13 protein-coding genes are annotated in these 13501 nt (G+C 28.8%); all 13 read left to right on the top strand.

Translation table 11 applies throughout. The annotated features are described in order from the left end of the window. The first annotated feature begins 9 nt into the window (after positions 1 to 9). On the top strand, positions 10 to 1722 hold the full coding sequence (locus B5E92_RS04775) for a class I mannose-6-phosphate isomerase (RefSeq protein WP_087299730.1): 1713 nt from the start codon (positions 10 to 12) through the stop codon (positions 1720 to 1722). Between the two features lie 325 nt (positions 1723 to 2047). Continuing rightward, positions 2048 to 2728: a response regulator transcription factor gene (locus B5E92_RS04770; RefSeq protein ID WP_087299728.1), complete on the top strand. Its 681-nt coding sequence runs from the start codon at positions 2048 to 2050 to the stop codon at positions 2726 to 2728. Then, positions 2718 to 3764, top strand: coding sequence for a HAMP domain-containing sensor histidine kinase (locus B5E92_RS04765; RefSeq protein ID WP_239406402.1), 1047 nt, complete (start codon positions 2718 to 2720; stop codon positions 3762 to 3764). Before B5E92_RS04770 ends, B5E92_RS04765 begins: the two co-directional genes overlap by 11 nt. Before the next feature lie 77 nt (positions 3765 to 3841). Then, positions 3842 to 5608, top strand: a complete 1767-nt coding sequence (locus B5E92_RS04760) for an ABC transporter ATP-binding protein (protein ID WP_087299724.1) — start codon at positions 3842 to 3844, stop codon at positions 5606 to 5608. Continuing rightward, positions 5598 to 7367 carry an ABC transporter ATP-binding protein gene (locus B5E92_RS04755; RefSeq protein ID WP_087299722.1) on the top strand — a complete coding sequence of 590 codons (1770 nt, stop codon included), beginning with the start codon at positions 5598 to 5600 and terminating at the stop codon, positions 7365 to 7367. The genes B5E92_RS04760 and B5E92_RS04755 overlap by 11 nt, the downstream gene beginning before the upstream one ends. 255 nt (positions 7368 to 7622) lie before the next feature. Beyond that, positions 7623 to 8183, top strand: a complete 561-nt coding sequence (locus B5E92_RS04750; RefSeq protein WP_087299720.1) for a DJ-1 family glyoxalase III — start codon at positions 7623 to 7625, stop codon at positions 8181 to 8183. Between the two features lies 1 nt (position 8184). After that, positions 8185 to 8736, top strand: a complete 552-nt coding sequence (locus B5E92_RS04745) for a DJ-1 family glyoxalase III (RefSeq protein WP_087299718.1) — start codon at positions 8185 to 8187, stop codon at positions 8734 to 8736. Positions 8737 to 8753: 17 nt separating this feature from the next. Next, positions 8754 to 9527, top strand: coding sequence for a MurR/RpiR family transcriptional regulator (locus tag B5E92_RS04740; RefSeq protein ID WP_087299716.1), 774 nt, complete (start codon positions 8754 to 8756; stop codon positions 9525 to 9527). 115 nt (positions 9528 to 9642) lie between these two features. Then, positions 9643 to 10314, top strand: coding sequence for a YoaK family protein (locus B5E92_RS04735; protein WP_087299714.1), 672 nt, complete (start codon positions 9643 to 9645; stop codon positions 10312 to 10314). Positions 10315 to 10742: 428 nt separating this feature from the next. Next, positions 10743 to 10934: a hypothetical protein gene (locus B5E92_RS04730; protein WP_087299712.1), complete on the top strand. Its 192-nt coding sequence runs from the start codon at positions 10743 to 10745 to the stop codon at positions 10932 to 10934. Then, complete coding sequence (locus B5E92_RS04725; protein WP_087299710.1) at positions 10927 to 11346, top strand: NAD-binding protein; 420 nt, start codon at positions 10927 to 10929, stop codon at positions 11344 to 11346. The genes B5E92_RS04730 and B5E92_RS04725 overlap by 8 nt, the downstream gene beginning before the upstream one ends. Further along, positions 11343 to 12002: a TrkA family potassium uptake protein gene (locus B5E92_RS04720; RefSeq protein ID WP_087299708.1), complete on the top strand. Its 660-nt coding sequence runs from the start codon at positions 11343 to 11345 to the stop codon at positions 12000 to 12002. The genes B5E92_RS04725 and B5E92_RS04720 overlap by 4 nt, the downstream gene beginning before the upstream one ends. Further along, positions 12002 to 13465 carry a TrkH family potassium uptake protein gene (locus tag B5E92_RS04715; RefSeq protein ID WP_204245234.1) on the top strand — a complete coding sequence of 488 codons (1464 nt, stop codon included), beginning with the start codon at positions 12002 to 12004 and terminating at the stop codon, positions 13463 to 13465. The genes B5E92_RS04720 and B5E92_RS04715 overlap by 1 nt, the downstream gene beginning before the upstream one ends. The last annotated feature ends 36 nt before the right edge of the window (positions 13466 to 13501 follow it).

Genomic DNA, 13501 nt, shown 5'->3' with positions numbered 1-13501 from the left:
AATTATAAAATGAATTATGATAAATATCCAGAAACAAAAATTGAGGGATTTGATAAAGAGGCTTTTGGCACTATATCAGCGATGGAAAAAGAGCTATCAACAGCAACACAGGCTGTTAATTGTCTTGTTGTAGATTGTTATCCTGGAGTAGATGATGAGGTTTTGGATTTTATTCAAGACGTCTATAAACCAAAAATATTAATCAGAAGTGAAGATATTTTTTATGATAAAGAAAAGATAAATGAATTAATGAAACCACACTTAACAGATGATAGAGTACGTGGTGTCATGTTCTATGGTATATTAGAAGATTTTGTAGATTATGAAAAATTAAATGAAGTAAAGAAATTTATTCAAGATAAACAGAACATTTTAATATATGGTGTTGGTGCTAGATTGATTAGTGAGGGTGATCTTTATATTTATTGTGATTTAGCGAGATGGGAAATTCAATGTCGTTATCGTCAAGGAATGCCTAATTTTAAAGCGGATAATAATGATGAGGATTCACTACGAAAAATCAAAAGAGGATTTTTTATTGAATGGCGTATAGCGGATAAATATAAAATGAAAGTATTTGAAAAAGTTGACTATTTTATTGATAGTAATAAATACGGTCATTTAAAAATGGTAACCGGCAACGCTTTAAGAAGTGGGTTAAAACAAATAGTAAAACAACCATTTAGACTTGTTCCTTATTTTGATCCCGGTGTATGGGGTGGCCAATGGATGAAAGAACATTGTGGCTTAGATCCTAAAGAAAAAAACTATGCTTGGAGTTTTGATGGTGTTCCTGAAGAAAACAGTTTATATTTAAGATATGGAAATGTTCGAATTGAAATACCAGCTATGGATTTGGTTTTATATCAGCCAGTAGAACTGTTAGGTATAAAAAATTATTGTCGCTTTGGAGCTGAATTTCCAATTCGTTTTGACTTTTTAGATACAATTGATGGTCAAAATTTAAGTTTGCAAGTTCATCCTTTAACAGAATATATTAAATCACATTTTGGAATGACTTATACTCAAGATGAAAGTTATTATATATTAGATGCACAAAATCATGGTGGAGTATATCTTGGACTTAAAGAAAATATTAATCCTGAGGAAATGATTGATGATCTTAAAGTAGCACAGTTAGGTAAAAAAACATTTGATGCTGATAGGTATGTTAATTTTTTTCCAGCTAAAAAACATGATCATTTCTTGATACCAGCAGGAACAATTCATTGTTCCTCTTCAGGATGTATGGTTTTAGAAATTAGTGCCACTCCATATATATTTACATTTAAGCTATGGGATTGGAATCGGTTAGGGTTGGATGGTTTTCCAAGACCAATCCATATAGAAGATGGCAAAAATAATATTCAATGGGATAGAACTACACAATGGGTAAAAAATAATCTGGTTAATAATATTGAAATTATTCATCAGGATAATGATTATTTAGAAGAAAAAACTGGTTTACATGAGTTAGAATTTATAGAGACAAGAAGATTTACTACTAAAAAAAGGACTTATCATTCTTCTAAGAAAGGAGTACATATGCTTAATTTGGTAGATGGTTCCAGTGCTGTTATTGAAAGTCCAACTGGTGCTTTTGAACCATTTATTGTACATTATGCGGAAACATTTATTATTCCTAGTGCAGTAAAAGAGTATACTATTAGACCGTATAATAAAGATGAAACAATAAAATTTATTCAGGCATATGTAAGATAAGATGTATTTGGTATAAATTATCTATTAGATGTTATTAAAGAAAAATATGATTAATTGAAATATTATAAAGTAATAGTTGATAAGATTTTTTTAAAGCTCAATTGGTAGTTTTCCATTGAGCTTTTCTATTAGAAATGAATTTAATTGTATGTAAACAAATTATATATAAATTGTTTTAAAAGTAGTGGAAGCTTTGCATAAAATTTAAATTTAATTAAAAAATAAAATTAAATTGTCAATCTTCAGTAATATTGAAATGCGATTGGAAGGAACCTATAATTAATAATAGGATGCCAGGATAAATGAAAATTAAAGGAGTTGTACTATGATTACAATATTGGTTGTAGATGATGATAAAAATACTCGCTTATATATGAAAAGCTTATTAAAAAATGAGGGCTACGATGTTGTTTTAGCTAATGATGGTAAAGAAGCTTTGGAGTGCTTAGATCAAAAAACAATTGACTTAATGATTGTTGATATTATGATGCCTAATATTGATGGTTATGAATTGACAGATGTTGTTAGAAATAGTTACTCTAATATGCCAATTTTAATGGTTTCAGCTAAGCAAAAAACGATTGATCGTAAAATGGGATATTTAGTTGGAATTGATGATTATATGAGTAAACCAGTTGATGAAGAAGAGTTTATTTTAAAAATTAAGGCATTATTGCGTAGAGCTAAGATTAACGACGAACGAAAGATTCACATTGGAAATGTTGTGTTAGATTATGATTCATTTACTGTATCAAGAAAAGATGAAGTGGTTGAATTACCAAAAAAAGAGTTTGAATTGCTCTATAAACTACTTTCTTATCCTGGAAAAATTTTTACTCGAATTCAATTGATGGATGAAATCTGGGGAATGGATAATGAATCTGGTTGGGAAACAGTTACTGTTCATATCGGACGTTTGCGAAAGAAATTTGAAAATTGGGATGAATTTTCAATTATTTCTGTGCGTGGATTAGGGTATAAAGGGGTACGTAATGATGAAAAATAAAAAACCAAGTCGTTTACTTTTAACTTTCTTTATTGCAATATTTACCTTTTTTATTATGTTTATAACTGTATCATTGGAAATGCTTATAGTTACTTTATTAGATTATTTTAATGTTATTGATTTAAGAAAACCAAATATTTTTATTTTATTATTTGGTTTGTCAGTAGGAAGTATTTTAATTGGAACAATCGTTTCAACTATTTTGAGCCGTTTTCCAGTTAAACCGATAATGAAATTAATTGAAGGAATGCAGTTATTAGCTAATGGTCATTATGAAACAAGAATAGATTTAGGAAAAAATTTATTAGAAAAAGATTTAACAACTAATTTTAATCACTTAGCTACAGAACTCGAAAATACAGAATTATTACGTAGTGATTTTATCGACAATTTCTCACATGAATTTAAAACACCGATTGTTTCTATTAGTGGGTTTGCCAAGATTTTAAAAAATAATGATCTTCCTAAGAAACAACAAGATGAATATTTGGATATAATTGTAAATGAATCAAAAAGATTAACAGATATGGCAACAAATGTTTTAAATTTATCAAAGATAGAAAAACAAGTTATTTTAAGTGATGTAACTAGATTTAATTTATCAGAACAGATTAGAAATGCAATCATATTATTAGAAAAAAAATGGTTGGCAAAAAAAATCGAATTTGATTTAGATTTTAATGATTATGATATTGAAGCTAATAAAAAAATGTTGGAACAGGTATGGATTAATTTATTAGATAATGCAATCAAGTTTTCACCAGAAGATAATATAATAGAAGTTTCAATTAAACAAAATGAGCAACAAATAGAAATTAATATAAGTAATTATGGACCTAAAATTTTAGAACATGATTTAAAAAGAATATTTGAAAAATTTTATCAGGGGGATACATCACACGCTAGTCAAGGAACAGGTATTGGATTGTCAATCGTAAGTAAGATTGTCGCTTTGCATAAAGGAAATATCACGGTAACTAGCGATGATAAAACAACATTTAAAATAGTTTTACCTATTTATCAAACAAACCAGTAATTATGCTGGTTTTTATTTTTAGTTTAGTTTCAGTTTAGTTTACAAATATATAATTCTAAATGAAAGGATGATGAAATATGTGGAAACTAATGAAACAATTAAATAAAAAAGAATACTTAATAATTTTTATTTGTTTTATTTTTATTTGTATTCAGGTTTATCTGGATTTACTCTTACCTGATTACATGAGTTCAATAACTACTTTAGTTCAAAGTGAAGGTAGTGCTTTTAACGATATATTAATTGAAGGAAGTAAAATGCTTTTATGTGTTTTTGGAAGTTTGATAGCATCTGTAATTGTTGCTGCTTTTGCTGCTAAAATTGCTAGTAATTTTGGTGGGCGAATTAGAGAAAAATTATTTGATAAGGTACAAAATTTTTCTTTGGCAGAAATTAATCATTTTTCTACAGCTAGCTTAATTACTCGTTCAACTAATGATGTTACTCAGGTACAAAATTTAATTGTCATGGGGTTACAAGTTGTTGTAAAAGCACCAATTATGGCAGTTTGGGCGATTTTAAAAATTGCTGATAAAAGCTGGCAATGGACTGGGGTAACTGGAATAGCAGTTGCTATTTTGTTAATTGTTAATTTAATTTGTATTCTATTTGCAATTCCAAAATTTAATAAAGTTCAAACACTAACTGATAATGTTAACAAAGTAGCCAGAGAAAATTTAACTGGTTTATCTGTCGTTAGAGCTTATAATGCTGAAGCTTATCAGGAAGATAAATTTGAACAAGCAAATCAAGAACTAACAAAAACAAATTTATTTGCTAATAGTATTATGGCAATATTAAATCCATCGATTCAGTTTATTATGAGCGGTTTGACTTTGGCGATTTACTGGATTGGGGCTTATTTGATTAATAACGCTAATATGATTGAAAAAATTAATTTGTTTTCTGATATGGTCGTCTTTTCAACTTATGCAATGCAAGTAGTAATGGCTTTTATGTTAATGGTCATAATCTTTATTATGTTGCCACGTTCATTAGTGTCAGCTAAAAGAATTAATGAAGTCTTAGATACTAAGATTACGCTTAAGGATGGGACAGTTGTCAATTCACCAAATAATTATAGAGGTGAAGTTGAATTTAGAAACGTTAGTTTTAAATATCCAGATGCTAAAGAATATGTTTTAAAAAATATTTCTTTTAAAGCAAAAAAAGGAGATACTATTGCTTTTATTGGATCGACGGGAAGTGGTAAAAGTACGTTAATTAATTTAATTCCTAGATTTTATGATGCAACTGAAGGGGAAGTATTAGTTGATGGGGTTAATGTCAAAAGCTATAATCAAAAAGCATTGCGCAATAAACTAGGATATATTAGTCAAAAAGCAGTTTTATTTAAAGGAACAATTCGTTCTAATGTTGATTATGGGGATAATGGTAAAGAAACAACTTTAGATAGTGATATTGTTGAAGCTATTTATGTTGCTAAAGCTAATGAATTTGTAGAAACTGAAGACGTTGGTTATGATGGGTATGTTAGTCAAAATGGTTCTAATTTCTCTGGGGGTCAAAAACAACGTTTATCAATTGCTCGTGCCGTTTGTCGTCGTCCTGAAATTTTTATCTTTGATGATTCTTTTTCAGCATTAGATTATCGTACTGATAAAGAGCTAAGAAAAGCTTTAAATAGTGCATGTAAAGAAGCAACAAAATTAATTGTTGCTCAACGTATTGGAACAATAATTGATGCCAATCAAATTATTGTTTTAGATGATGGGGAAGTTGTAGGAATGGGGACACATCAAGAATTATTAAAGTCTTGTCCTGTATATCAAGAAATTGCTTATTCTCAATTATCAAAGGAGGAACTTGAAAATGAAAAATAAAAAACAAGTTTCCAATGAATTTGGAATAATTACTTTTTTTAAAAAGCTATTTAAATTTGCAAAAGAGTATCAAATAGTAGCAATTATTGCTGTCATTTTGGCTATGGGGGGATCTTTTTTAACTATTATTGGACCAGATAAATTATCTAAGTTAACTGATTGTATAACTGATAATATGTTTACGGGGATTAATATGCAAACTATTTTTGATATTGGAATTGTTTTAGTCGTGATCTATGTCGTAAGTATGTTGCTGTCTTTATTTCAAGGATTGATAATGGCTAATATAACCCAAAGAATTTCTAAGAAATTAAGACAAGCTATTTCAAGTAAAATCAATCGTTTACCAATGTCATATTATAGTCATAGTTCAACTGGGGATATTTTATCTAGAATTACTAATGATATTGATACTATTGGACAAGCTTTGAATCAAAGTGTTGGAACATTGGTAAGTGCGATTACTTTATTTTTAGGATCATTATTTATGATGTTAAAAACAAATTTGATTATGACGATTTCCGGTGTATTAGCAGTTTTAATTGGTTTTATTCTCATGATAATTATTATGTCTCATTCACAAAAATATTTTGATTTACAACAAAGTCGTTTAGGAAAATTAAATGGACATGTAGAAGAAATATATACTGGTCATTTAGTAGTTAAAGCTTATAATGGGGAAGAAAATGCAAAAAAACAATTTAATGAATATAATCAAGGTTTAATTGATAGTGGTTTTAAAGCACAATGTTTATCTGGTTTGATGATGCCAATCATGAGTTTTATTGGTAATTTTGGTTATGTTGTTGTTTGTATTGTTGGAGCTATTTTAACAATGAATGATCAAATTTCATTTGGTATTATTGTAGCTTTCATGATGTACATTCGTTATTTCACGCAGCCTTTATCGCAAATGGCCCAAGCGGTGCAAACTTTGCAATCAGCATCGGCTGCTGGTGGTCGTGTTTTTGAGTTTTTAGAAGCTCAAGAGATGGACAATGAAGACTATAAAACTAAAAAATTAACGAATGTTAAAGGAAATGTTAAATTTGAACATGTAAAATTTGGTTATGAAAAAAATCAAACTATTATTAATGATTTTTCAGCTATCGCTAAATCAGGGCAAAAAATTGCAATTGTTGGTCCAACCGGGGCAGGTAAAACTACATTAGTAAACTTGCTAATGCGATTTTATGAAATTGATGATGGGGCAATTTATATTGATGGCGTCAATACTAAGGACGTTAAGCGAGAAAATATTCATGAACAATTCTGTATGGTTTTACAAGATACTTGGTTATTTGAGGGGACAATTAAAGAAAACTTAGTTTACTGTACTCCAGACGTTTCTGATGAAAAAATAATTGAAGCTTGTAAAGCGGTTGGATTACATCATTATATTCAAACATTGCCAAATGGCTATGATACAGTATTAAATGATTTTGTTAATCTTTCTCAAGGTCAAAAGCAGCAATTAACTATTGCTAGAGCAATGATTGCAGATAAACCAATGTTAATTTTAGATGAGGCTACTAGTTCTGTTGATACAAGAACAGAATTAATTATCCAAAATGCTATGGATAAATTAATGGAAAATAGAACCTCTTTTGTTATTGCTCATAGATTATCAACGATAAAAAATGCTGATTTAATATTAGTAATGGATAAGGGTGATATTGTTGAAAAAGGAAAGCATGATGAATTATTAAAATTAAATGGTTTTTATGCAAATTTATATAATAGTCAATTCGAAGAATAAAAGTATTTAATTATTGGGAAGAAAGCTTAATTAGTAGTTTATAGAATAATATAAGTTATTAGATAAAAACTAGTATAACTATAATGAAATGTTATACTAGTTTTTTTATGCTGTAGATAATTATTTTATTATATTAGATTTATTAGTAACAAAAGATAAAGATATTTCAGTCGATTTCTTAATTTAGGAAATCGATTGAAGACAAAGTTAAAGCAAATAAAATAATAAGTGTAAAAAGAAGAGGAGGTATAAAATATGAAAAAAGCAGCGGTTTTATTAGCACCGGGATTTGAAGAAGGTGAAACATTAACAATCGTAGATATTATTCGTAGAGCTAATTTACAATGTGATATGTTTGGATTTGATGATGTGGTAATGGGTGGTCATGAAATTCAAGTACGATGCGATAAAAGATTAAGTGAAGAAGTTATTGATTATGATATGGTTATTTTACCTGGAGGATATGATGGGGCTGCCAATTTAAGGGATAGCAAAATTGTTATGAAGATACTTCAGGAAATGAATGAAAAAAATAAATATATCTGTGCGATGTGCGCAGCTCCAATTGCTTTAGAAAGGGCTAACCTTTTAGTAGATAAAAATTATACAGCTTATATAGGCTATGATAAAAAAATTAAGCAAGGACATTATCTTGAAGATAAAGTTGTAATCGATGGTAATATAGTAACTAGTCGCGGACCAGCTACTGCATATGCATTTGCATATAAGCTTGTTGATTTATTAGATGGTGATTCGCTAGCGGTTAAAAAAAGAATGGTTTATTTCAATGCGTTTGATGTAAAGGAGGATGAGTAATATGTCAAAAGTTGCTGTATTAATGGCAGAAGGTTATGAAGAAGGAGAAACACTAACAATTGTTGATTTGTTAAGAAGAGCTGGAATTGAATGTTATACCTTTAGTTTTGGTGAAAAATTCGTTAAAGGAATGCATGGCATGAGTATTAGGGCTGATAAAATATTTAGTGAAGAAGTTAAAGACTATGATATGTTAGTATTACCTGGAGGAAGACCTGGTGGAGCTAATTTGAATAATAATACAGATGTTATTTCTATGGTTCGTTATTTCAATGATAATAATAAATATTTAGCTGCTATGTGTTCAGGAACAATTGTTTTATCAACAGCAAAAGTTATTGATGGGAAAAAGGTAACAGGTTATACTGGTTATAAAGAAAAGTTAATTGGTGGTCAATTTGTAGATGATGTAGTTGTTTTTGATCAAAATATAGTAACAAGTCAAGGACCAGCAACTCCTTATCCATTTGCATTTAAAATTGCTGAGATTTTTGGAAAAGACGTAACAGAAATGAAAGAAAGATTAATGTATAATTTTGCTGGCGGAAAATAGAAAGTGAGTGATGAAGGATGATCTATGATAAATTACCAATTGTATTTTTAAGTACAATTGCTAGTGAAAAGAAAGATTCAACAAATAGTCAAATTGCAACATATATATTAGATCATCTTGATGAATTGCAAAACATTGGTATTAAACAAATGGCATCTGAGTGTAGTGTTGCAATCAGTTCAATTTCTCGATTTTGTAAAGAAATTGGTTTAAGAGATTTTGCGGAATTAAAAGACTTATTGCTATCAACTGATTTATATTTTGAAGAACAATCGGCATTAAAATCTCCTAAAGATCGTTTACATGATTATAGTAAAAAAGTTAAGCAAAGTATTGAAATGGTTGAAAATTCAATAGATATGGCTGCTATAACAGATTTGTGCAATGATATTTATAATTATCAAAGAGTAGCGGTTTTTGGTTTATTAAAAGCAGGAGCGGTTTGTCTTAATTTACAAGGTGATTTATTAATGCTTGGAAAACAGGTATATACTAATATTTCCTATCAACAACAAATGGAGTATATAATGTCAGCTAATGAAGAGGATCTTATTATAATTTTTTCTTATACTGGTTCGTATTTTGATTACCAAGAAATCAGAGCCGCTAAAAATCAGTTAAAAATACCTAAAATATGGTTTATTTCAAGTGAAAAAAGTGAATTTTCTACCTTTTTAGATCGAATAATTACGTTTAAATCTTTACAAGATCAAAATAGTCATCCTTATCAGTTACAATTTATTGCCAGCTTGATAGCACAAGAATATTCGAGAAAACACAAGTTTAAATAACTTGTGTTTTTGTATGATTTTTAAATCAAAACTATCATTTCTTAATTTAGAAAATTAATGGCTAAGATAAAAAATATTAGCTATATTAAAAAAAAGAAATGGAGGTAAAAAGTGTATGGATAATAAAAATAATCAAAAATCAGAATCTTTTATCTTAGCTGCTTTATTGGCTGTAGTAGGTGGTTTTTTAGATGCTTATACATTTTGTTGTCGTGATAAAGTCTTTGCTAATGCACAAACTGGAAATATTGTTAGAGTTGGAATTACTCTAGCAAACGGTGAATATTATAAAACGTTAAGATATTCGATTCCAATATTGGCTTTTTCAATAGGCGTATTACTTGCTATGTATATGAGAAACAAAAATTATTCCAAATTTCATTGGCGTCAGGTTGTTTTATTTTTTGAAGCGATGATTATTGTAATTGTAAGCTTTATACCTATGAATAACGTTTTAAATATTGTATCAAATATTCTTATTTCTTTTTTATGTGCAATGCAAGCTGAGAGTTTTCGAAAAGTTTTAGGGAAACCATTTTCATCAACTATGTGCACAGGAAATTTAAGAAGTGGAACAGAGTATTTGTACAATGCTATTGTGAATAAAAATTACAAATTGTTAAAAAATATGATGCAATATTTATTGATTATTATTTCTTTTATTAGCGGAGCATTTAGCGGGGTATTGATTACTAATATACTATTGGAAAAAGCTATTTTAATATCTTTAATACCGTTGTTTATTTCCATCTATGTTATGTCAGATAAAATAAATTATGGTATATAAAAGAAAAAGCATTATATTGAAATAACGCTATAATAAGTTTATTTATAGCGTGTTTTTGTAGTAATAAGATATTTATATTCTAGATGTTATATTGTTTTATTTATCTAAACACTAAGTAGATACATTTTTCATAAAAAAAGCTGCTATTAATATTTTTCAATCATTAAGATATCTTGAAGATGAAAAGCTGCATAAAAATCTTAACGTTTGGTTTATAGTTAGTAAAAATATTTATAAATTTTAGATGATGGGTGCTTCCAAGTATTTTATAGGTGGCGCCCATTTTGTTTTTGTTTATATGATTGTTGATAGATAAGCTTTTGTATATTGCGTGTTTTAACATAATTTTAACAACTCTGCTCTAGTTTCTACATATTTTTTTAACACTACTCTGCTCTATAATCTAAGCATAAGGGAGGTGCTTTTTTATGGAAGCATTTAAAAATAAAAGAATCAAAATTATATTTAATTCTAATACAGGGTGGATATGTGAAACTGGTCCATTTATTCAAGTTGATCATAACTTTATTGTCATGATCAATGAATTGACAAAAAAAATCAAGTACGTAAATATGCAATGCATAAAAACGATAGAAATAGTAGGTGATATTAATGAATAAAATTGAAGTAGCTGTTATTGGATCTGGTAAACTAGGAGCAAGTATTGCCAGAAAGTTATGTTCACAAGGGAAAAATGTTTTAGTAATTGACGTTAGACATCAAGCTTTTTTGAAACTTGAAGATTATAGTGGTTTTTATGAAGAAGGAAACGCTTTGGATATTGATTTTCTTATTGAACATGGAATCAAAGATTGTGACACGATTGTTTTAACAACAAATAATGATAATACTAATTTGTTTCTTGCAGATTTGTGTCATGATATTTTTCATATTCCTTATATATATCTAAGATTAAATGACGCTAGAAAGAAAAAACTAGTTGAAGCCAGAGGAATAGAATGTATTTGTCCATTTTTGCTCTCATTGGATTATTTCAATGATCTTTGTGGAGAGGGGGGGCTTTCAAGATGAAAATAGTTATTGCAAATGGAAAACACGAAGCAGATTATATTATTGGTATGTATAAAAAACAAAAACATGATCTCATTGTGATTAATTCTAATGAAGAAACATGCAAATATCTTAGTGCTAAAACGCATTTAAGTGTTTATCATGGAAGTCCAACTAAAGAGTTTTCTTTAGAATCAGCGCGTATTCACGGTGCAGATTTATTTATTGCTTTAGCTAGTGATGATATAGAAAACTATGTTGCATGTAAAATGGCAAAAGATATTTTTGGGGTTAAGCATACTATCGCTTTGGTACTGAATCCCAAAAATGCTGAAATATTTAAACAACTAGGAATTGATTCAGTATTAAGTTCTACTGCCTTATTGGCTCAGGAAATAAAAAACGAAAGCGCAATTGAAGATTTGATAAAAGTATTATCTTTAGAAAATAATAAGATTATTATTATTGAAATCGAAGTTGTTAATCAGGATGAATGTTGCTATAAGACATTAAAAGAGTTGAATGTTACTTCAATGGGAAGTGTTAGCTGTATTACTCGACATAATCAAGTTATTATTCCCCATGGAGATACACGTCTTTATGCTGGTGATAGAGTTTTGATTGTTACAAAACCAGAAAATAAAGAACGAATGATAAAAGCATTTAGAGGTTTATGATGAAAAAAGAATATCATTTGATTGTTTATTATTTAAGTTTCTTTGTTATTCTTATTGGTTTTGTACAGCTAATACCACTAGTGGTTTTACCTTTTTATCCTGATGAAATCATTTATGCGCCACATTTTATTGTTCCTGGAGTTCTTAGTATTTTAGGAGGGTTGGTTGTAAGAAGCTGTTACAAAAATTTTAAAATTATGCAGCTTCCTTCTTTTTACGACTCTATACTTGTTGTTATTACTTGGATTAGTGCTATTGTTATTAGTGCAGTTCCATGGATGTTAACTGGTCATTATAATTTTACTCAAGCTATTTTTGAAATGACAAGTGGTTATTCAACAACTGGATTATCAGTTGTTGATGTTACCCATTGTCCACATATCTTTCTATTTTTTAGAACTGTTACGTTATTTGTAGGTGGGGTAGGATTAGTTTTAGTTGTTACCAGTGTTTTGTCAGATCGGCTTGGTTTGAATCTTTATCATGCCGAAGGACATAGTGATCGGTTATTACCGAATCTAGCAAAATCAGCACAACTTATTTTATCTATCTATTCGTTTTATATTGTTGCAGGAACAATTGCATATGTCATAGCTGGAATGGATTGGTTTGCTGCAATTAATCATTCTGTAGCTTGTTTGTCAACGGGTGGATTTAGTGTTCATCCCCAAAGCATCTATGGTTATCATAGTGCTGTGATTGAAATTATAACGATTGTTTTAATGATTTTAGGAAATACAAATTTTTTAGTACATTATTTTTTGATCAAACGTCGTTTTAAAACAGTTTTGCATCATTGTGAAATACGATTTATGATCATAGCGTTGCTTATTGTTGTTCCTTTAATGGCTGTTATTCTGGTTTCAAATTGCTATGAACATAGTTTTATAGAAAGCTTACGTATTTCTGTTTTTCAGTTAGTAAGTGCACTTTCAACAACTGGTTTTCAGTCTGTAGAAACAATGAAAGAATTGCCAAATGGTTTCCTTTCAATCCTTATTTTGGCAATGGTTATTGGTGGTGGAATCGAATCTACTGCTGGAGGAATTAAACAGTATCGTTTTGTGCTTTCGATAAAAAGCTTGGCTCATTATATTCGCCAATCAATGTCAAATACGCATGTTATTCGTACTAATTATATTCAAAGAGCTGGTAAAAAAATAGAATTGTCTGATGGAGAAGTAAAAAATACCTCATTCTTTATTATTGTTTATCTGATTTTCTTTTTTATAGGATCATGGATTTTTACTTGTTTTGGTTATAATTTACAAGATGCTATGTTTGAGTTTTCTTCATCATTATCTACGGTAGGATTATCAGTAGGAATTGTTGGGTATTCGGCGCATCCTATTATTCTTTGGACGTCAACGATAGGAATGTTTATTGGTCGTTTGGAAATTATTATTGTATTTCATGTAATTATAAGAGTATTATATGATATAAAGAAAAAGGAATTAACGTAAAGAATTTCCTTGAATGGCTTTTTTGAAAGGAGAATT

This window comes from Erysipelatoclostridium sp. An15, from assembly GCF_002160675.1.
In the GTDB taxonomy this organism is placed as follows: domain Bacteria; phylum Bacillota_I; class Bacilli_A; order Erysipelotrichales; family Coprobacillaceae; genus Thomasclavelia; species Thomasclavelia merdavium.
This window is presented reverse-complemented; position numbering and strand designations above follow the sequence as displayed.

What these genes read in the sequence shown, in the direction of transcription:
- B5E92_RS04775 (WP_087299730.1), top strand. Translation starts at nt 10, where the DNA reads ATGAATTATGATAAATATCCAGAAACAAAAATTGAGGGATTTGATAAA.
- B5E92_RS04730 (WP_087299712.1), top strand. Translation starts at nt 10,743, where the DNA reads ATGGAAGCATTTAAAAATAAAAGAATCAAAATTATATTTAATTCTAAT.
- B5E92_RS04750 (WP_087299720.1), top strand. Translation starts at nt 7,623, where the DNA reads ATGAAAAAAGCAGCGGTTTTATTAGCACCGGGATTTGAAGAAGGTGAA.
- B5E92_RS04725 (WP_087299710.1), top strand. Translation starts at nt 10,927, where the DNA reads ATGAATAAAATTGAAGTAGCTGTTATTGGATCTGGTAAACTAGGAGCA.
- B5E92_RS04765 (WP_239406402.1), top strand. Translation starts at nt 2,718, where the DNA reads ATGAAAAATAAAAAACCAAGTCGTTTACTTTTAACTTTCTTTATTGCA.
- B5E92_RS04745 (WP_087299718.1), top strand. Translation starts at nt 8,185, where the DNA reads ATGTCAAAAGTTGCTGTATTAATGGCAGAAGGTTATGAAGAAGGAGAA.
- B5E92_RS04740 (WP_087299716.1), top strand. Translation starts at nt 8,754, where the DNA reads ATGATCTATGATAAATTACCAATTGTATTTTTAAGTACAATTGCTAGT.
- B5E92_RS04735 (WP_087299714.1), top strand. Translation starts at nt 9,643, where the DNA reads ATGGATAATAAAAATAATCAAAAATCAGAATCTTTTATCTTAGCTGCT.
- B5E92_RS04760 (WP_087299724.1), top strand. Translation starts at nt 3,842, where the DNA reads ATGTGGAAACTAATGAAACAATTAAATAAAAAAGAATACTTAATAATT.
- B5E92_RS04755 (WP_087299722.1), top strand. Translation starts at nt 5,598, where the DNA reads ATGAAAAATAAAAAACAAGTTTCCAATGAATTTGGAATAATTACTTTT.
- B5E92_RS04720 (WP_087299708.1), top strand. Translation starts at nt 11,343, where the DNA reads ATGAAAATAGTTATTGCAAATGGAAAACACGAAGCAGATTATATTATT.
- B5E92_RS04715 (WP_204245234.1), top strand. Translation starts at nt 12,002, where the DNA reads ATGAAAAAAGAATATCATTTGATTGTTTATTATTTAAGTTTCTTTGTT.
- B5E92_RS04770 (WP_087299728.1), top strand. Translation starts at nt 2,048, where the DNA reads ATGATTACAATATTGGTTGTAGATGATGATAAAAATACTCGCTTATAT.